The sequence below is a fragment of the Sphingomonas sp. genome (assembly GCF_965200135.1).
In the GTDB taxonomy this organism is placed as follows: domain Bacteria; phylum Pseudomonadota; class Alphaproteobacteria; order Sphingomonadales; family Sphingomonadaceae; genus Sphingomonas.
Genome location: NZ_CBDATK010000002.1, coordinates 102,726 through 122,015 on the forward strand (window position 1 = coordinate 102,726; position 19,290 = coordinate 122,015).

General features: G+C 68.0%; 17 protein-coding genes. 8 read left to right on the forward strand and 9 right to left on the reverse strand.

Annotation, left to right across the window (positions count from 1 at the left end; translation table 11 throughout):
* Positions 1-71: 71 nt before the first annotated feature.
* Positions 72-1,319, reverse strand: coding sequence for a TetR/AcrR family transcriptional regulator (locus ACOFKS_RS00985; RefSeq protein WP_419807378.1), 1,248 nt, complete (start codon positions 1,317-1,319; stop codon positions 72-74).
* Positions 1,320-1,459: 140 nt separating this feature from the next.
* Here ACOFKS_RS00985 and ACOFKS_RS00990 point away from each other — a divergent pair, with 140 nt between their 5' ends.
* The 5 genes from ACOFKS_RS00990 (at position 1,460) to ACOFKS_RS01010 (ending at position 6,599) form a co-directional block, all read left to right on the forward strand.
* Positions 1,460-2,749: an acyl-CoA dehydrogenase family protein gene (locus tag ACOFKS_RS00990; protein ID WP_419807379.1), complete on the forward strand. Its 1,290-nt coding sequence runs from the start codon at positions 1,460-1,462 to the stop codon at positions 2,747-2,749.
* A 101-nt stretch (positions 2,750-2,850) separates the two neighbouring features.
* A complete protein-coding gene (locus tag ACOFKS_RS00995; RefSeq protein ID WP_419807380.1) occupies positions 2,851-3,933 on the forward strand; it encodes a Zn-dependent alcohol dehydrogenase in 1,083 nt (360 codons plus the stop codon).
* Positions 3,934-3,953: 20 nt separating this feature from the next.
* Positions 3,954-4,997, forward strand: coding sequence for a phosphotransferase family protein (locus ACOFKS_RS01000; RefSeq protein WP_419807532.1), 1,044 nt, complete (start codon positions 3,954-3,956; stop codon positions 4,995-4,997).
* Positions 4,998-5,037: 40 nt separating this feature from the next.
* The gene (locus tag ACOFKS_RS01005; RefSeq protein WP_419807381.1) at positions 5,038-5,802 is read left to right on the forward strand and encodes an SDR family NAD(P)-dependent oxidoreductase; all 765 of its coding nucleotides are present in this window, start codon (positions 5,038-5,040) and stop codon (positions 5,800-5,802) included.
* The gene (locus ACOFKS_RS01010; RefSeq protein ID WP_419807533.1) at positions 5,799-6,599 is read left to right on the forward strand and encodes an SDR family NAD(P)-dependent oxidoreductase; all 801 of its coding nucleotides are present in this window, start codon (positions 5,799-5,801) and stop codon (positions 6,597-6,599) included. Before ACOFKS_RS01005 ends, ACOFKS_RS01010 begins: the two co-directional genes overlap by 4 nt.
* On the opposite strand, the gene ACOFKS_RS01015 is transcribed toward ACOFKS_RS01010, so the two are convergent.
* From ACOFKS_RS01015 to ACOFKS_RS01045, 7 genes are all read right to left on the reverse strand, one after another.
* Complete coding sequence (locus ACOFKS_RS01015; protein WP_419807382.1) at positions 6,596-7,003, reverse strand: BLUF domain-containing protein; 408 nt, start codon at positions 7,001-7,003, stop codon at positions 6,596-6,598. The two genes, ACOFKS_RS01010 and ACOFKS_RS01015, sit on opposite strands and share 4 nt — an antisense overlap.
* Before the next feature lie 79 nt (positions 7,004-7,082).
* Positions 7,083-7,973, reverse strand: coding sequence for an acyl-CoA thioesterase (locus tag ACOFKS_RS01020; RefSeq protein WP_419807383.1), 891 nt, complete (start codon positions 7,971-7,973; stop codon positions 7,083-7,085).
* 88 nt (positions 7,974-8,061) lie between these two features.
* Positions 8,062-9,189, reverse strand: a complete 1,128-nt coding sequence (locus ACOFKS_RS01025; protein ID WP_419807384.1) for an acyl-CoA dehydrogenase family protein — start codon at positions 9,187-9,189, stop codon at positions 8,062-8,064.
* A 133-nt stretch (positions 9,190-9,322) separates the two neighbouring features.
* Positions 9,323-10,507: an acyl-CoA dehydrogenase family protein gene (locus ACOFKS_RS01030; RefSeq protein WP_419807385.1), complete on the reverse strand. Its 1,185-nt coding sequence runs from the start codon at positions 10,505-10,507 to the stop codon at positions 9,323-9,325.
* Complete coding sequence (locus tag ACOFKS_RS01035) at positions 10,504-11,823, reverse strand: amidase family protein (RefSeq protein ID WP_419807386.1); 1,320 nt, start codon at positions 11,821-11,823, stop codon at positions 10,504-10,506. Before ACOFKS_RS01035 ends, ACOFKS_RS01030 begins: the two co-directional genes overlap by 4 nt.
* Before the next feature lie 157 nt (positions 11,824-11,980).
* On the reverse strand, positions 11,981-14,014 hold the full coding sequence (locus ACOFKS_RS01040) for a 3-hydroxyacyl-CoA dehydrogenase NAD-binding domain-containing protein (RefSeq protein WP_419807387.1): 2,034 nt from the start codon (positions 14,012-14,014) through the stop codon (positions 11,981-11,983).
* A 94-nt stretch (positions 14,015-14,108) separates the two neighbouring features.
* Positions 14,109-15,344 carry a serine hydrolase domain-containing protein gene (locus ACOFKS_RS01045; RefSeq protein ID WP_419807388.1) on the reverse strand — a complete coding sequence of 412 codons (1,236 nt, stop codon included), beginning with the start codon at positions 15,342-15,344 and terminating at the stop codon, positions 14,109-14,111.
* A gap of 183 nt (positions 15,345-15,527) precedes the next feature.
* Here ACOFKS_RS01045 and ACOFKS_RS01050 point away from each other — a divergent pair, with 183 nt between their 5' ends.
* The 3 genes from ACOFKS_RS01050 (at position 15,528) to ACOFKS_RS01060 (ending at position 18,008) form a co-directional block, all read left to right on the forward strand.
* On the forward strand, positions 15,528-17,228 hold the full coding sequence (locus ACOFKS_RS01050) for a class I adenylate-forming enzyme family protein (protein WP_419807534.1): 1,701 nt from the start codon (positions 15,528-15,530) through the stop codon (positions 17,226-17,228).
* 71 nt (positions 17,229-17,299) lie between these two features.
* Positions 17,300-17,521, forward strand: a complete 222-nt coding sequence (locus tag ACOFKS_RS01055) for a hypothetical protein (protein WP_419807389.1) — start codon at positions 17,300-17,302, stop codon at positions 17,519-17,521.
* 43 nt (positions 17,522-17,564) lie between these two features.
* Complete coding sequence (locus ACOFKS_RS01060; protein ID WP_419807390.1) at positions 17,565-18,008, forward strand: hypothetical protein; 444 nt, start codon at positions 17,565-17,567, stop codon at positions 18,006-18,008.
* Between the two features lie 524 nt (positions 18,009-18,532).
* On the opposite strand, the gene ACOFKS_RS01065 is transcribed toward ACOFKS_RS01060, so the two are convergent.
* Positions 18,533-19,162 (reverse strand): 5'-methylthioadenosine/S-adenosylhomocysteine nucleosidase, encoded by a 630-nt coding sequence (locus tag ACOFKS_RS01065; protein ID WP_419807391.1) that lies wholly within the window; start codon positions 19,160-19,162, stop codon positions 18,533-18,535.
* Positions 19,163-19,290 lie beyond the last annotated feature (128 nt).

Below are 19,290 nucleotides of genomic sequence, written 5' to 3' on the forward strand. Positions count from 1 at the left end.
CGAAGCCGCGTCGTCGGACGGATTCGCTCTTTGGGCGACCCGCCGGCCGGCCTTGCGCCTCTCGTCGCCAGCTACGCTGGCGGCGTGGGCGCTTCGGCGAACATCCCGTACAGCAGCGTCGACGCATACATCGCGATCGCCCGCTCACGCGGCATCGTGCCCGCCCAGTTCCGCATGTCGAACGCCGCGTTCTGCAGCGCCATCAGCGTCTGGCTGGCGATCAGCGCGTCGACCGGGCGCATCGATCCCTCCGCCACGCCGTCCATGATCGTGCCTGCATAGCGTCGCGCGATCAGATTGGAGCGGTCGACCATCGCCGTGCGGACCGGCGCGGGTAGCCCGCTGAGCGCCGTCGTCCGCAGCAGCGGCGCGCGTTCGGCGAACTGAATGTCGAGCAGCGCCGCGACGGCGCTCGACAGCCGCTGCCAGTGCGTGCCGCCCGCCGCGTCCGCGCGCGCCTGCGCCGCCGCAATGGTGTCGAAGCTGCGCTGATAACAGGCGATCACCAGCTCGTCCTTGGCGTCGAGATGGTGGTAGAAACTGCCCTTGGTGACGTTCAGCTGCGACGCGATCCGCTGCACCGACGCGCCCCGATACCCCAGCTCGTTGATGAGCCGCGTCGCCGCCAGCAGGAACGCCGCGCGGCCCGGTTCGCGCTCGTCGGGAGCGAGGTCGAGCGGTTGCGGCGTCCAGCGCGCGTCCGGCCCCGCCAGCCCATGCGCGAGGATGTCGAACAGCCGCGCCTCCACGCGATCGTACTGGTCGGGCTCGTAGCGGCGCAGCCACACCGGCAGCCAGAAGGTGTTTTCCAGCAGCACATGCGCGCGCGCGCCGTTGAGGTCCGTCTGCGCCCGCGTCGGCGCCGGTCCCCACAACCCGCGCGTGCGTCGGAACACCTCACGCCAGCCCGACAGCAGCCGCGCCTTCATCGGCTCTTCCATCGCGCGCAGGTCGGACAGCACCGCCAGCGGCCGTTCCTCGCCGCGCTCGATCCGGCGTAGCCGGGCGATGTTGAGCGCGAGATAGCGGCGGACGCGCTCCGCCGGCGTCGCCGCCTCCATCGCGGTGTCGAGCATCAGCAGCAGGTAATCGAGCGTGTGCTCGAATGCGGCGGCGGCGAGATCTTCCTTGCGCTTGAAATAATAGGTGACGCTGGTGGTGTTCAGCCCGACCCGGCGCGCGACGTCCGCGAAGGTCATGCCCTTCGCCGATTGCTCGTTGATCGCCTCTGCGGCGGCGGCGAGGATCGCGTCGCGCTTTTGCCGAAAGCGTGCGGTGCCCTGTTCCGCACCGTCCGCGACTGCCTGTTCCCCCGCCATCTGCATATGCTAGCGGGCGGCGGTTTAGAAGCAACAGTGCTTTCTCTCATAGGTGCAGGATTGCCTCAAAGTCGGCTTTACCGAAAACTCGGTATGGCCTACACGCGCGTCGACAACGGACAGCGCGAGAGGGTAGCGGCATGGATTTCACGCTCAGCGAACGCGAGACTTATTTTCGGGATCGCGTCCGGGACTTCATCGAGCGCGAGATCGCGCCCCGCACGCCCGAATATGTCGAGCAGGCACACCACGGCGAGCGCTGGAAGGTCATTCCGGTCATCGAGGAGGTCAAGGCCAAGGCCAAGGCGGCGGGTTTGTGGAACTTCTTCATGCCGCCGCACTCCGGTCAGACGCATGTCGACGACACGTTCGAATTCGAGGGCACGCAGCTCACCAATCTCGAATACGCCTTGTGCGCGGAGGAGATGGGCAAGGTCGGCTGGGCATCGGAATGCTTCAACTGCTCCGCACCCGACACCGGCAACATGGAGGTGTTTCACCGCTATGGCACGCGCGAGCAGAAGGAGCGCTGGCTCGCCCCGCTGATGAACGGGGAGATCCGCTCCGCCTTTCTGATGACGGAGCCGGCGGTCGCCTCGTCGGATGCCACCAACATCGAGACGCGGATGGAGCGGGACGGCGATCACTACGTCATCAACGGCACCAAATGGTGGTCGTCGGGCGTCGGCGACCCCCGCTGCCAGGTCGCGATCGTGATGGGCAAGACCAACCCGGAGGGCTCGCGCCACAGCCAGCAGTCGCAGATCCTGGTCCCGATGGACACGCCCGGCGTGCGGATCAAGCGGATGCTGTCGGTCTATGGCTACGACCACGCGCCGCACGGCCATGGCGAAGTCGAGCTGAAGGACGTGCGCGTGCCGGTCGAGAACGTGCTGCTCGGCGAGGGCAGGGGCTTCGAGATCGCGCAGGGCCGGCTCGGGCCGGGGCGCATCCACCATTGCATGCGGACCATCGGCACCGCCGAGACCGCGATCGCGGCGATGGCGAAGCGATTGCTCAGTCGGGTCGCGTTCGGCAAGACGCTGTCGAGCCATTCGATCTGGGAACAGCGCCTCGCCAAAGCGCGGATCGACATCGAGATGACGCGGCTGCTGTGCCTCAAGGCGGCGGACATGATGGACAAGGCGGGCAACAAGTCGGCGCAGCTGGAGATCGCGATGATCAAGGTCGCGGCGCCCAATATGGCGCTGTCGATCCTCGACGACGCGATCCAGGCGCATGGCGGCGGCGGCGTGTCGGATGATTTTCCGCTGGCGCACCAGTGGGCGGCGATGCGGACGTTGCGCTTCGCCGATGGGCCGGACGAGGTCCACAACCGGGCGATCGCGCGCAACGAGTTCGGGAAGTACGCCGACTACAAGGCGAACAACGATCGCGTGTCGTCGGGCGACATGGCGGCGACGCGCTGACCGTCACCCCCGCGAAAGCGGGGACCCGACGCCGACATTTGGGCTCGTGGTGAGTGAGCGAGATGGGTCCCCGCCGCCGCGGGGATGACGAAAGAGGAAAAATGAAAGCCGCCGTTCTCTTCGAAGCCAAGACGCCGTTGCGCGTCGAGGACGTCACCGTCGACCTGCCCGGCGCACACGAGGTGCTGATCCGCACCGTCGCGTGCGGGGTGTGCCGGTCGGACCTGCATTTCGTCGACGGGGCCTATCCGCACCCGCTGCCTGGCATTCCCGGCCACGAGGCGGCGGGCGTGGTCGAGGCGGTCGGCGACGAGGTGCGGACGGTCAAGGTCGGCGATCATGTCGTGACCTGTCTTTCGGCGTTCTGCGGTCACTGCGAGTTCTGCGTCACCGGCCGGATGTCGCTGTGCATCGATCCCGGCGTGAAGCGCGCCAAGGGCGCCAAGCCGCGGCTGATGCTGGGCGACCGGCCGATCGCGCAGATGCTCAACCTCAGCGCCTATGCCGAGATGATGCTGGTCCACGAGCACGCCTGCGTCGCGATCGACCCGGAGATGCCGCTCGACCGTGCCGCGATCCTGGGCTGTGCGGTCACGACGGGCGCGGGCGCGATCTTCAACACCGCGAAGGTGGTGCCCGGCGAGACCGTGTGCATCGTCGGCTGCGGCGGCGTCGGACTGGCGGCGGTCAACGCGGCGCGGATCGCGGGCGCTGGCAAGGTGATCGCGGTCGATCCGGTGGCGGAGAAGCGCGACCTCGCGACCGTGCTCGGCGCCACCCACGTCATTGACGCATCGAGCGAGACCGCGGCGGACGAGATCATCGAGCTGACGCGCGGCGGCGTCCACCACGCGATCGAGGCGGTCGGCCGGCCGCAATCTGCGGCGACGGCGGTCAAGGTGCTGCGGCGCGGCGGCACCGCGACGATTCTGGGCATGATGCCGCTGACCGAAAAGGTCGGCCTGTCGGCGCTGGACCTGCTCGCCGACAAGAAACTCCAGGGCGCCCTGATGGGGCGCAACCATTTCCCGGTCGACATTCCCCGGCTGGTGGATTTCTACCAGCGAGGGCTGCTCGACCTCGACACGATCATCGCCGATCGCATGCCGCTGGAACGGATCAACGATGCGTTCGACGAGCTGCGACGGGGGGATACGACCCGCTCGGTGATAACCTTCGCGTGACCGACGCGACCGCAGCCACGATGGCCGGGACGATCCCGGTCGCCGACAAGGACCGGCTGGACGAGGCGGCGCTGACCGCGTGGATGACGGCGAACGTCGAGGGCTTCGCCGGGCCGCTGACCTATGAGAAGTTCGCGGGCGGCCAGTCCAATCCGACCTACAAGCTGACCAGCCCGTCGGGCACCTACGTCCTGCGCCGCAAGCCGTTCGGCAAGCTGCTGCCGAGCGCCCACGCCGTCGACCGCGAATACCGCGTCATCGCCGGGCTGTACCCGACCGGCTTTCCCGTCGCGCGGCCGTACGGACTGTGCACCGACGAGAGCGTCATCGGCACGATGTTCTACGTGATGGGGTTCGCGGGTGGGCGCAACCTGTGGGACGGCACGCTGCCCGACTATGCGCCGGCGGAGCGCACCGCGATCTATCACGCGATGGGCGACACGCTGGCGGGCCTGCACAACACCGATCACGTAGCGGCGGGGCTGGAAACGTTCGGCAAGCCCGGCAATTATTTCGCCCGGCAGGTCGAGCGTTGGACCAAGCAATATCGCATGTCCGAGACCGAGCACATGCCTGAGGTCGAGCGGCTGATCGAATGGCTGCCGCGTACCGTGCCCGAGCAGACACGGACCAGCGTCGTCCATGGCGACTATCGCATCGACAACATGATCCTGCATGCCACCGAGCCGAAGGTGATCGCCGTGCTCGACTGGGAGCTGTCGACGCTGGGCGATCCGTTGGCGGACTTCTCCTACTTTCTGATGAGCTGGGTGACGCAGCCGGAGGGTCGTTCCGGCGTGATGGGGGTGGCCGGCGGCGACAGCGGCATCCCGACGCTGGACGAGATGGTCGTCCGCTATTGCGCCGCGACCGGGCGCGACGGCGTGCCCGACCTCAACTGGTATTTCAGCTACAATCTGTTCCGGCTGACCGGCATCGTCCAGGGCATCAAGAAGCGCATCGTCGACGGCACCGCGTCCAGCGCGCAGGCCGAGCGAAGTGCGGCGGGCGTGGGTCGGCTGGCCAAGGCCAGCTGGGACTTCGCGGAGAAGGCGGGGGCGTGATCGCCGTCGCCGGGATGACGAGAGAGGGAGCTTCGTCGACATGAGCCAATTCGATTTGACCGGGCGCACCGTCGTCATCACCGGCTCGTCGCGCGGCATCGGCCGGGCGTCCGCCATCGCCTGCGCCGAGCAGGGGGCGAACGTCGTCATCTCCAGCCGCAAGCAGGACGCCTGCGACGCGGTCGCGGCGGAGATCGACAGCCGATTCGGCGCGGGTCGCGCGATCGCGGTCGCGGCGAACATTTCCGACAGGGCGGCGCTCCAGCACCTGGTCGACGAGAGCGTGCGCGCGTTCGGGCAGATCGACTGCCTGGTCTGCAACGCCGCCTCCAACCCCTATTACGGGCCGCAGGAGGGGATCGCAGACGAGCAATTCCGCAAGATCCTGGACAACAACATCCTCTCGAACCACTGGCTGATCGCCATGGCCGCGCCGGCGATGCGCGAGCGGCGGGACGGCTCGATCGTCATCGTGTCGTCGATCGGCGGCCTGCGCGGGTCGACGGTGATCGGCGCCTATTGCATCTCCAAGGCGGCGGACATGCAGCTGGCGCGCAACCTGGCGCACGAGTTCGGACCGGACGGCGTGCGCGTGAACTGCATCGCGCCGGGCCTCATCAAGACCGATTTCGCGCGCGCGCTGTGGGAGGACCCGAAGCGCACCGAGGAGGCGAACAGCCGCGTACCGCTGCGCCGGATCGGCGAGCCGGACGAGATCGCGGGCGCGGTGGTGTTCCTGGCGAGCCGCGCGTCGACCTTCATGACCGGCCAGACGATGGTGATCGACGGGGGAGTGACGATCTGATGCGTTTCCAGGACAAGTCCATCATCGTGACCGGCGCCGGCTCCGGGATCGGCCGCGCGGCGGCGACGCTGTTCGCGGCGGAGGGCGGGCGGGTGATCTGCGCCGACAAGACCGACGGCGCGGACGCGACCGTGCAGGCGATTCGCGACGCGGGCGGCACGGCGGAGGCGGTGCGGATCGACGCCGGGCTGGAAGAGGACGTGCAGCGCGTCGTCGCGCTGGCGGTCGAGCGGTTCGGCGGGCTCGACATCATGTTCGCCAACGCTGGCATCTCGGGCGGGATGGCGAACATCTTCGACACCGACGTGGCACTCATCACCGAGGTGCTGCGCGTCAACCTGATCGGGCCGTATCTGGCGATCAAGCATGCCGCGCCGGAGATCGCCAAGCGTGGGGTGGGGGCGATCGTCCTGACGGCGAGCGTCGCGGGCATCCGCTCCGGCGCGGGATCGCCGGCCTATTCGGCGTCGAAGGCGGGGGTCATCAACCTCGCCAAGACCGCGGCGCAGCAGCTGTCGGGCTCGAACGTCCGCGTCAACGCGATCTGTCCCGGCCTGACCGAAACGGGCATGACCAAGCCGACCTTCGATTACGCCCGCGACGCCGGCAAGATGGATCGCGTCGGGCGGCTCAATCCGCTGCGGCGCGGCGCGCAGCCGGAGGAACTGGCGAAGGTCGCGCTGTTCCTCGCGTCCGACGACGCCAGCTACGTCAACGGTCAGGCGATCGCGGTCGACGGCGGGCTGTCGTCGTCGCATCCGGTCACGAAGCAGGAATACGGCCGCACGGCGGTCTAGGCCGCAGCCTGACGGCCGGCGAACCCGCTGAAATAGCCGCGCAGCGACGGGTCGGTGATCGGGGCGATCAGCGCGGCGACCGCGGCGGAGACGTCGGCGTCCACCCCGGCGGTGCGGCCGGCCTGCGAACCCATCGCCCAATCGGGAAACTGGCGCTCGACGATCGTGTCGCGGGCGAGCTGCACCACGGCAAAGTGACGCGGGTCGCGCGCGATCCGGTCATAGGTCGCGAAGATCGCCTCGGGTGGTCCTTCCAGCGCTTGCAGGAAGCGGCGGCCGCCGACGATCAGCAGGCCCGTCACGCCGACGGCGACATTGTTACGCCGAGAGGTGCGCAGGATGTCGGCGAGCATTTCCGGCGTCACCGGCTCGCGCGCGGTACTGATGTAGAGCAGGCGGATCATTCTCGAGGCTCCGGTGCGGTCCGGACACCCGTCTAACTTGCACCCGCAAACAAGAAGTTAGCGCGCCCTTTGCTCCAGATCAGTCTTGCCGCAGACGGATCAGACCCTCCTGCGCGACCGTCGCGACCAGCCGGCCGTCGCGGCTGAAGATGCTGCCCCGGTTCATGCCGCGGCCATGCCCCGCCCACGGGCTGTCGGTAGCGTAGAGCAGCCACTCGTCGGCGCGGAGCGGCTCGTGCAGCCACAGCGCGTGATCCAGGCTGGCGCTCTGCATCCCCGGCGTCGTCCAGTTGACGCCATGCGGCATCATGCTGGTCGCCATCAGCGCCATGTCCGACGCATAGGCCAGCACCGCGCGGTGCATCGCCGGGTCGTCGCCGATCGGTGCGACGACGCGAAACCAGCTGTAGTTGCGCGGCTCGCGCTTGACCGGCGTGAACCAGCTGCGCGGGTGGAGCGGGCGGATATCGATCGGACTGGCGCGGCGCAGGAAGAAGGTGCGGACCTTTTCCGGCATGTCCTTGGCGGCATCCTTGCGGAGTTCGCTTTCCGACTTCAGCTCATCGGGACCGGGCACGTCGGGCATCGTGTCCTGATGATGCAGTCCTTCCTCGGGCGTCTGGAACGACGCGATCATGTTGAGGATCGGCTGCCCGCGCTGCAACGCGATGACGCGGCGGTTGGCGAAGCTCTTGCCTTCGAAATCGCGGACGACGCGAAAGACGATCGGGAACTGCTCGTCGCCGGCACGCATGAAATAGGCGTGGAGCGAGTGCGCGTCCTTGCCTTCGACCGATCGCTGCGCGGCTTGCAGCGCCTGCGCGATCACCTGCCCGCCGAACACGCGGCCCTTGCCGCCGGGCAGGCGGGCGCCGCGATACAGGTCGGTGTCGATCTCCTCGACGTCGAGCAGTCGCACGAGGTTCGCCGCGAGTTCGTGGGGCGGGGGTGGGGTCCAGTCGTCGGTCATTTCGTGCTCCTGCGAAGGCGGGAGCCAAGGGCCGCCCGCGCATCGCTCGTGGCTCCGGGCGCCTGCCGTCGCAGGCGTACCTCCCCCCTCAATATCCTGCCATCCGCGCGAGCTTGTCGGCGTGGAATCCGGCGTCGCCGAACAGCTCCGCCAGCACCCGCGCGCGCTTCATGTAGAAGCCGATGTCGTATTCGTCGGTCATGCCGATGCCGCCATGCATCTGCACACCTTCCTGCACCGACAATGTCGTCGCCAGCGCGGCGAAGGATTTGGCGACCGACACCGCGTCGTCCGCCTGATCCGACCCGCTGTCGAGCAGCTGCTGCGCCTTGAGCACGGCGGCGCGCGCGACCTCCATCTCGCTGTAGAGATGCGCGGCGCGATGCTGGAGCGCCTGATAGCTGCCGATCAGCTGCCCGAACTGCTTGCGCTCCTTGAGGTAGCCGAGCGTCATGTCCATCGCGCCGCCGCCGACGCCGATCAGCTCGGCGGACGCACCGGTGCGGCCGGCGCGGAGCAGGCGGCCGAGCGGATCGCGTCCGGCATCGACCTCGCCGATCACCGCGTCGGCATCGACCTCGACCCCTTCGAGCTCCAGCCGCGCGGCGATGCTGGCATCCGCGAGGCGTTCGGGCGTGGCCGACAGGCCGGCGGCATCCTTCTCGATCGCGAACAGCGTCACGCCGTCCTCGTCGTCGGCCGACCCGGCGGTGCGCGCGGCGACGATCAGCAGGTCGGCGACATGGCCGTGGGTGACGAAGCGCTTGGTGCCGGTCAGCTTGAAGCCGTTACCCGATCGCTCTGCCCGGAGGCCGACGGAGTCGCGATGCTTCGCCCCCTCGTCGATCGCCAGCGCCGCGACGGTGTCGCCCGCGACGATGCCGGGGAACCAGCGCGCGGCTGCGCCCGTGCCCTGCAGCGCCGCGACGGCGGCGACGGCGGTGGTCAGGAACGGGGAGGGCGACAGGTTGCGGCCGATCTCCTCCAGCACCACGCCCGCCTCGACATGGCCGAGCCCCAGCCCGCCCTGATCCTCGCCGACCAGGATGCCGGTGAAGCCCATCTCGGCGAACTGCTTCCACAGGTCGCGGCTGAAGCCGGTGGGGTCGTCCGCGTCGCGTAGGGCACGCATGTGCGACACGGGCGCGGCGTCGGCGACGAAGTCGCGGATCGTGTCCTGAAGCGTGGTCTGGTCGTCGTCGAGGTAGAGGGGCATCTAAGGTCCGATCAGTCGAATAAGGCCGTTCGTGGTGAGGAGAGGCTGAGCGAAGCCGAAGCCTCGTCTCGAACCACATGTCCTTCGAGACGGCGCGTCGACGTCGCTCAGCGCCTCCTCAGGACGAGCGGGGTTAGGAGGGCAATTCCAGGATGCGCTTGGCGATGATGTTGAGCTGGACCTCGCTGGTCCCGCCCTCGATCGAATTGGCCTTGGTCCGCAACCATGCGCGCGGCGCGCCGCCGCCGTTCGAGCGGTCGCTCTCCCACTCCAGCGCGTCCGAGCCGCCCGCCACCATGATGAGTTCGTGGCGCGACTTGTTCAGCTCGGTGCCGAAATACTTCATCATGCTCGGCTGCGCGGGGTGCGCCTTGCCGGCCTTCAGCTCGTCGATGAAGCGCTCCGACATCGAGCGGAACGCCTTGGCGCGGACCTCGAACGCGGCGATCTGCGCGCGCAGCATCGGGTCGGCGAGACGGCCGTCGTGATCCAGCCCGATCGTCGCGATCGCGCCCGCGACCAACGGGTTCTCGCCCTGACCACCCAGCCCCATGCCGGAGATCATCTCGCGCTCGTGGCCGAGCAGGTATTTGGCGACGTCCCAGCCCTTGTTCTCTTCGTACACCCGCTGCGACTTGGGCACGCGGACGTTGTCCATGAACGTCTCGCAGAACGGCGAATAGCCGCTGATGAGCAGGATCGGCTTGGTCGAGACTCCCTCGCTCGCCATGTCGAACAGGACGAAGCTGATGCCGCCCTGCTTCGACTCCTTGGACGTGCGGACGAGGCAGAAGATCCAGTCGGCCTTGTCGGCGTAGCTGGTCCACACCTTCTGGCCGTTGATGACGTAATCGTCGCCGTCGCTGATCGCGCTGCTCGCCAGCCCGGCGAGGTCGGAGCCGGCGTTCGGCTCCGAATAGCCCTGACACCAGCGGATTTCGCCGCGCGCGATCTTCGTCAGGTAATCGAGCTTCTGCTCTTCGGTGCCGTATTTCAACAGCGCCGGCCCGAGCATCGAGATGCCGAAGCTGTTGAGCGGATTGCGCGCGCGGATCGCGGCCAGCTCCTCGCGTAGGACCTTGGTCTCCGCCGCCGACAGGCCGCCGCCGCCATAGGCTTTGGGCCAGTCGGGCACGGTCCAGCCGCGCTCGCCCATCACCTTGAGCCATCGCGCCTGCGCCGGATTGGCGGTCGGATCGTAGCTGCGTCCGCCCCAGCAGACGTCGGCGTCGGAGCGCACCGGCTCGCGCATCTCGGGCGGGCAGTTCTCCGCCAGCCAGGCGCGGGTGTCGGATCGGAACGTGTCGAGATCGGTCATGCGGATGCTCCGATGGTGAGGCGGTGGACCAGTCGCGCGAGGTCGATGGCGCGGTGGTCGCGATAGGCGTCGGTGATGATCTGCACCCCGATCGGCAGGCCGTCGGCGTCGCGGCCGATCGGCACCGAGGTCGCGGGCAGCAGCGGGAAGGTGGCGAGGCCCGGAAACGCGAACTGCGCGCCGAACGCGGTGTCGGTGCCGTCGATGTCGAGGCGGCGCTCCGCGATCGGCGCGTCGTCGTGCGGGAACGCGACGGTGCCCAGTGTCGGCGCGATCACCGCGTCGACCGTCGCGAACAGCCGCTTCCACTGCCGGATGCAGCGCGCCTGCTCGTCCTCGACGTCGAACCATTGCGCCAGCGTCGGCGCGGGGTGCTCGCCCTGCGCGCGGCCGCGCATGATCGTCCAGTTGAGCATCGTCATGTAGTGGCGATGCTGTGCCGTCAGGTCGGGGAGCGCGTCGCTGGCGTGGGTGACCGTCGCACCGGCGGTCGCCAGCGCGCTCGCCAGCCCGCCGAGCGCCGCGCGGATCGACGCCTGCACGTCCGCTGCCGGGTGGTGGTCGAGCACCAGCACGCGCCAGTCGCCCGCCGCGCGCTCGCCGTCGCGCGGCAGCGTCACGTCCGACACGAGGTCGAGCGCCAGCGCCAGGTCGTCCGCGTCGCGCGCCATCGGCCCGATCACCGACAGCGCCCCGCGCGCGGCATCGGTTCGGGGAAAGAAATGCCCCTCCTTGGACAGCGCATCGAAAGTCGGCTTGTGCCCCCAGACGCCGTTGAACGCGGCGGGAACGCGGATCGAGCCGCCGATGTCGGAGCCGTATTCCAGCGGCACCATCCCGCTCGCCAGCGCCACCGCGCCGCCGCCCGACGAGCCGCCGGCGGAGCGCTCCGGATGATGCGGATTTAGCGTGCGGCCATAGACCGGGTTGTTCGATTGCAGGTCGGCGAGGCTGACCGGCACGTTGGTCTTGCCGACGATGATCGCGCCCGCCGCCTTCAGCCGTTCCACCGCCAGCGCATCGGCCTGCGCGATGTGGTCGGCGTGCTCGGCGAAGCCCCAGGTGGTGGGCAGGCCGGCGATGTCGAAGCTCTCCTTCACCGTCATCGCGACGCCCAGCAGCGGCGCGTCGAAGCCCTCGGCGATGCGCGCGTCCAGCGCGGCGGCGGCGGCGCGTGCGCGGTCGAAGTCACGTACGACTACGGCGTTGAGCGCCCCGTCGCGAGCCTCGATACGGGCGATCGTCTCGTCGCAGACTTGTGCGGCGGTGATCGCGCCGGCGCGGACGGCGGCGGCGGTGGCGAGGGCGGACTTCACTTTGCCCTCTCCCGCTTGCGGGAGAGGGTGGCCGAGCGAAGCGAGGTCGGGTGAGGGCTCTGTGCGGAACGGTCGATGCCGTGCGCCCAGCCCTCACCCTGCCGCTTCGCGGCTGTCCCTCTCCCGCACGCGGGAGAGGGCTGAGCCAACATGTCCATCAGAACTTCTCGCCCGCCTCTGCCTTGCGGCGCAGCAGCGGCGCGACCGCGACGCCCTGCGCTTCCAGCCCGGCGACGACCTTGTCGAGCCCGACCGTGTTCGCCCAGAACATCGGCCCGCCGCGATAGACCGGCCAGCCATAGCCATAGATCCACACCACATCGATGTCCGACGCGCGCTGCGCCATGCCCTCGTCGAGGATCTTCGCGCCCTCGTTGACCATCGGGTAGAGCAGCGCGCCCAGGATCTCCTCGTCGCTATAGTCCTTCGCCTCCTGCCCGGACTTGGCGCGGAACTCCTCGATGACCTGCTTCACCTCGGGCGATGGCGACGGGGTGCGGTTCTCGTCGTAGTCGTAGAAGCCCTTCTTGGTCTTCTGCCCCCAGCGGCCCTTGGCGGCCAGCGCGTCGCGGATGCTCTCGATCCGCATCGGGTCGCGATGCCAGCCGATATCAACGCCGGCGAGGTCGCTCATCTGATAGACGCCCATCGGCATGCCGAAGTCGGTCAGCACCTTGTCGATCCGCTCGGGGGCGACGCCCTGCATCAGCATCTGGTTGGCGGGCCCGCCGCGCTGCGACAGCATGCGGTTGCCGATGAAGCCGGGGCAGACGCCACTGACCACCGCGACCTTGCCGATCGGCTTGGCCAGCGCCATCACCGTCGCCAGCACGTCGGGGCTGGTCGCGGCGCCGCGCACCACCTCCAGCAGCTTCATGACGTTGGCGGGCGAGAAGAAGTGCATCCCGATCACGTCACCGGGGCGCTTCGTCACCGCCGCCATCTCGTCGATGTTGAGGTAGCTGGTGTTCGACGCCAGGATCGCGCCCGGCTTGCAGATCGCGTCGAGCTTGCCGAACAGCTCCTTCTTGACGTCCATATTCTCGTAGATCGCCTCGATCACGAGGTCGCAGTCGGCGAGATCGTCGAGCGACAGGGTGGGGGTGAGCAGCCCCATCATCCCCTCGACCTTCTCGGTCGTGTAGCGGCCCTTCTTCGCCGAGTTCTCGTAGTTGCGACGGATCGTCCCGGCACCCTGGTCGAGCGCCTCCTGCGCGGTCTCGACGATGGTGACGGGAATGCCGGCCTGGAGAAAGTTCATCGAGATGCCGCCGCCCATCGTGCCGGCGCCGATCACGCCGACCTTCCTGATCGGGCGCAGCGCCGTGCCGGCGGGGATGTCGTCGACCTTTGCGGCCTGACGCTCGGCGAAGAACAGGTGGCGCTGGGCGGCCGACTGCGTGCCGGACATCAGCTTCATGAACTCCTGCCGCTCAAACGCGATACCGTCCGCATAGGACGCGCCGCTCGCCGCCAGCTCGATACAGGCGATGTTGGCGGCAGGCGCGTCGAAGCCGCGCATCTTGCGGCCGTTCGCTGCCTTGAATGCCGCGATCGCATCGGGGTCGGGGGTAACGGTCTGCTCGGACGCGCGGGGCAGGGGACGCTTGCCGGCGATTTCCTTCGCGAACGCGATTGCGTCGGCTTCGAGGCTGTCCTCGCCGACGACGCGGTCGACCAGCCCGGCGTCCGCCGCCGCCTTGGCGGAGATCGGGTCGCCCGTCGCGGTCATCTGCACCGCCAGCTTGACCCCGGCGACGCGCGGCAGCCGCTGCGTCCCGCCCGCACCCGGCAGCAGCCCGAGCTTCACCTCCGGCAGTCCCAATTTCGCCGACGGCACCGCGACGCGGTAGTGGCACGACAGCGCCACCTCGCAGCCGCCGCCCAGCGCGGTGCCGTGGATCGCGGCGACCACCGGCTTCGACGACGCCTCGATCGCGTCGACCACCTCGCCCAGCCCCGGCCCCTGCATCGGCTTGCCGAACTCGGTAATATCGGCGCCCGCGAAGAAGGTGCGGCCGTCGCAGCGGATCACCATCGCGGTGATCGAGTCGTCGGCGACCCCCTGCTTGATCGCGGCGTCCAGCCCGCTGCGGACGCCCGCGCCGAGCGCGTTGACCGGCGGGTTGTCGGAAATGATGACGAGCACGTCGTCGTGGCGCTCGGTGCGGATGGGGGAGGGGGCGGTCATGTCTTCTCTCCTCTGTGCTCCTGCGAAGGCAGGAGCCTAGGGCCGCAAGCGCGGCGTTCTTGGCTCTGGGCTCCTGCTTTCGCAGGAGCACGGGTTAAACGAGCGCCGCGTAGATCATCGTCTTCAACTCGCGGCGGATCGGGTAGAGCGCGGACGGGCTCAGCTGCGTCATGAACACCATGTGCAGCCGCTCGACCGGATCGATGAAGAACGCGGTCGAGAACATCCCGCCCCAGTAATATTCGCCGACGCTGCCCGGCATCATCGTGCGTGCCACGTCCTGCACCACCGCGAAACCTAGCCCGAAGCCGGTGCCCGCGTTCTGCGTTTCGCTGAACAGCGACTTCGACATGGTCGTCAGGTCGGCCCGGTTCGGCAGGTGGTTGGTCCGCATCAGGTCGAGCGTCTTGCGCCCGATCACCCGCACGCCGTCCAGCGTGCCGTCGTCGGCGCACATCTGACAGAAGCGGTGGTAGTCGAGCGCGGTCGAGACCAGCCCGCCACCGCCGGACAACAGGTTCGGCCGCTTCGCCCAGCTCGATTCGGCGCCACGGTCGAACATCACCCGCTCGCGCTTCTTGGGATGAAAGACATAACAGTCGGTCAGCCGGTCGACCTTGTCCTCGGGCACCTGGAAGAAGGTGTCGTCCATGCCCAGCGGCGCGAAGATGCGCTCGCGGAAATAGACGTCCAGCGTCTGTTCGGACACCCGCTCCACCACCGCGCCGAGCACGTCGGTCGCGACCGAATAGTTCCACGCCTCACCCGGCGAGAACTCCAGCGGCAGCGCGCCGAGCTTGCCGATGAAGGCGGTGAGATCGTCGCCGCCGTGCCACTCGCCCAGCTTCGCCTCGCGATAGGCGGCGTCGACGTTGGAGCGGTTCTGAAAGCCATAGGTCAGCCCCGCCGTGTGGCGCAGCAGGTCGAGCATCCGCATCGGCTCGCCGGTCGGCTTCGTCACGAACGGTACGCCCGCGCCGCCGCCATTGTAGACGCCGACGCCCTTGAACTCGGGCAGGACGTGGTGGACCGGCGTGTCGACCGCGACCAGGCCGTCCTCGACCAGTTGCATGAACGCGATCGAGGTGATCGGCTTGGTCATCGACGCGATCCGGAACAGCGCGTCGTCGGCCAGCGCCTCGCCGCCTTCTCGCGCGGTGCCGATGCTGCTGAAATGCGCGATCTCGCCGTCGCGCGCGATCAGCAGCTGTGCGTGGGGGAGCAGCCCCGACTCGACATATTTGTCGCGCAGGAAAGCATCGATCCGCTGCAGGCGGTCGGGGGCGAACCCCAGCTGGGCGGCGTCGGCGATCGGCAAGGCCAAATCCATACCCCTAATTCAAATCACCTGCACCCTATCGCCTTGAGCGCGTCGCGAATCAACTCTAACCTGTCCGGGTAACGGGAAAACCCGTTGTTCTGAAAATCGCACGAGAGGATCGCCCCCTTGGCCAGCCAGCCCAGCCAGCCCGCCAGTCAGCCAATCGTCCCGCTGCCCGCCGGATGGCCCGCCATGTCGCTTGCCGACGCGGCCGGGCAGCTCACCGTGCCCGGCGGCAAGTTCGAGATGGAGACGGTGACGATCCGTGGCGTGCCGACGCGGGTGTGGAAGAACGCGCCGCCGTCGCTGCGCTTTCTGATCGAGGCGAGCCGCGCGCATGGCGAGCGGCTGATCTCGATCTACGAGGACGAGCGCGTCACTTACGAGGCGAACTGGCGCGCGACGGCGGCGCTGGCGAACGAGCTGGCGCGGCTCGGCGTCGGCAAGGGCGACCGGGTCGCGCTGGCGATGCGGAACCTGCCCGAATGGCCCGTCGCCTTTTTCGCCGCGACCGCGATGGGCGCGATCATGGTGCCGCTCAACGCCTGGTGGACCGGCGCGGAGCTGGAATACGGGATGCGCGATTCGGGGGCGGTCGTGCTGATCTGCGACGACGAGCGCCAGGTCCGGCTGAGCGAGCATTACCCGACGCTGCCCGACCTGCGCCACGTCCTGGTCGCCCGCGCGACCGCGCCGCTGGACGGCATCGCCCACCGGCTGGAGGACGTGATCGGCACGCCGCACGATTGGGCGACGCTGCCCGAGACGGCGCTGCCCGCCGTCGAAATCGCCACCGACGACGACGCGACGATCTTCTACACCAGCGGCACGACCGGCGCGCCGAAGGGGGCGCTTGGCACGCACCGCAACATGATGAGCAACATCATGTCGGGCGGCTATTCCGGCGCGCGGTCGTTCCTGCGCCGCGGCGATCCGATCCCGGAGCCGCAGCCGCGCACCAGCCTGACGGTGATTCCGTTGTTCCACGTCACCGCCTGTTCCGCCGGGCTGATGGGCACGGTCGCGGGCGGCTCGACCAACGTCTATATGCGCAAATGGGACCCGATCCGCGCGATGGAGCTGATCGAGCGCGAGAAGGTCAATGTCACCGGCGGCGTGCCGACGATCGCCTGGCAGCTGATCGAGCATCCCGAGCGCCACAATTACGACCTCTCCTCGATCGAGGCGATCGCCTATGGCGGCGCGCCGTCCGCGCCCGAGCTGGTCCGCAAGATCTACGAGGAGTTCGGCGCGCTGCCCGGTAACGGCTGGGGCATGACGGAGACGATGGCGACGGTCACGCATCACGCGGCGGAGGATTATCTCAACCGCCCGACCAGCGCCGGCCCGCCGGTCGCGACCGCCGATCTGGAGATCAGGGACGAGGACGGCACGACCGTGCTGCCCGTCGGCGCGGTCGGCGAGCTGTGGGCGCGCGGGCCGATGATCGTGAAGCAATATTGGCGCAAGCCCGAGGCGACGGCGGAGACCTTCGTCGACGGCTGGGTACGGACGGGCGATCTGGCGCGGCTTGACGGCGAAGGTTTCCTGTATGTCGTCGATCGCGCCAAGGACATGATCATCCGCGGCGGCGAGAACATCTATTCGACCGAGGTCGAGAACGTCCTCTACGATCACCCGGCCGTCACCGACTGCGCGCTGATCGGCCTGCCGCACCGCACGCTGGGCGAGGAACCGGCGGCGGTGGTGCATCTGGCGCCCGGCATGACGGCGACCGAGGCGGAGCTGCAGGCATGGGTGAAGGCCAGGCTCGCGGTGTTCAAGACTCCGGTGGCGATCCGGTTCGTTGACGAGACGCTGCCGAGGAACGCGAACGGGAAAATATTGAAGCGGGAGTTGGGGACGCTGTTTGCGGATCGGATTGCGGCGTAGCGAACGTCCGCTTACGCCCAATAGCGGACATTGGACTGGTGGTTGAGGAGCGCCCGACCTAACATGGAGCGGTGTTCATCGAGCGAGCCTATGTCGAGCGTGAAAGACTTTCAGATCGTGATCTGGAGCGCCTCCGGGCTGACTTGGTGGATCAGGCGCAACGCTATCAAGACGCGATCCGGAACTACCCGGCCGACCGGATGGAAACGTATGGGCGGCCATATCTTGAGAGGCTTCGAGACAAAGTCGCCAAAGTCGACGCTGTGATCGCCAGCCGCGCGTCCGTCCGCTAACGCCCAATTGCGAACATTTGAACGAGGCGCGTAGTGTCGTTGCATGGCTAGCATCACCGTTACGGACCTGATCCTGAACTTCGTGGAGGCTTGCCGCGCGCTTGTGCCAAGCCTCAACCGGGCAGAGGTGCCGTGGAAAGATGGGCAGCAAGGAGATGGTTGGGACAGGGTTGCAGAGGCACTCTTCAAGACGCTGGTGAGCGAGCCTTGCGCCTTCCACGCGTGCGGGGAGGCAGGGGCGGCAAGGCTTCGAATGCTCCCGTATGGCTTCTTGCCGTCAGCCGAGTGCAACGCATGGTTTACTGTTGAGGACGGCCATTCGAATCGGATCGTTGATCTGGTGAGTGTAGAGCATCCCTTCGATCATGTCCGCTGCGGCGACCCCCATAGGCTGGTGCCGCTGATCGGCGCGCAGTTCGCGTTTGTCTATGACAAGGGTGGTGGGCTCCAACACCGGGTCGACGCTGTCGACCTCGAAGCCGTATGACTGCCCTCCACCATTAACGGACGTTCGGCTCGTGCGGCGCGGCGAAGGATCGCAATCACCCAAAACCGGACATGCAGCTAGAAGCCGTCGGCTGGCGATCAGCGAAGCCAACCCAGATAGAATAGCATGCCGATCAGAATCACGCTTCCGAGCACAATCTCTAGACGGTGCCGAGCAATCGATTTCACGGCAACTCTCACTTCAGGTTGTTTCTTACCGTGAGGATGCTTAAATCCAAATGATACGTCAATGTCCGCTTTCCACCAACAACGGACTTTCGCTCACCAGCGCCGGCCGCCATCGGTAACCACGCAATGGTAACAAGCTGAGCGCTGCCCGTCTTCGTTGTACCACTCGTGCTGTCCGCCCGCAGCCTCGCAGTCGGTTCCCTTCGGAGCCCAGCTAAGCGCCCAGAACGGCAGCCGCTGTCGCATCCATGTCCGCCGCCTGTAAGGCTGCCGGGAAAGGAGCGCGGCTTCAACCATGAGCGTTCGATAGCCTGACACAACGTCCGCTTTCCACCATTAGCAGACACTAATGCCCACCTCGACAAGCTCACCCACCGCTGCCGCCAGCCGCTCGTCCAGCAACCCGAGCAGCGCCGTCCAGTCGAGCCGCTCGCCATCGGCAACCCCGTCGGACACACCGCGCAGGCCGATCAGCGGGACATCGAAACGGGCGCAGGCGCGCCAGACGGCATAGGTCTCCATATCCACCAGATCGGCGTCGATCGCGTCATACGCAGCGCCCACCACCATGTCGGCGCCGGTCGAGAGGGTCGCGGTGGGCACGCCGGCGAGCGGCGTCGCCAGCGTCACCACCGCCGGGAAGTCGGCGAACGGCGTCACCCCGCGAGCGAAGCCGAGCGGCGAGGCGTCGATGTCGCGCCAGCTGACGTCGCTCACCTGATACACCGTGCCGAGCGGCAGGCGGCGCGATCCGGCCGAGCCGAGGCTGACCACCGCATCGGGCAGCGCGTCCGCCGCGGCGAGGGTCGCCAGTGCCGCCGCGGTCCCCGCCGCCGCCTCGATCGGACCAACGCCGGTGATGAGCGGCCGGATACGCGCGCGCAACGCCGGGCCGTATTCATGCTCGGTCGCCATGACGAAGAGCAGGCGGTGCGGGCCGACTTGATGGAGATGGGGAAGGGGCATGGCGTCCCCCTACACCGTCATCCCGGGCTTGACCCGGGATCCCGCTTCTTCTGCGCGCGGGACAAGGCAGCGGGACCCCGGCTCAAGGGCGGGGTGACGAAGAATGAACAACCGCGATCGCGGCACAC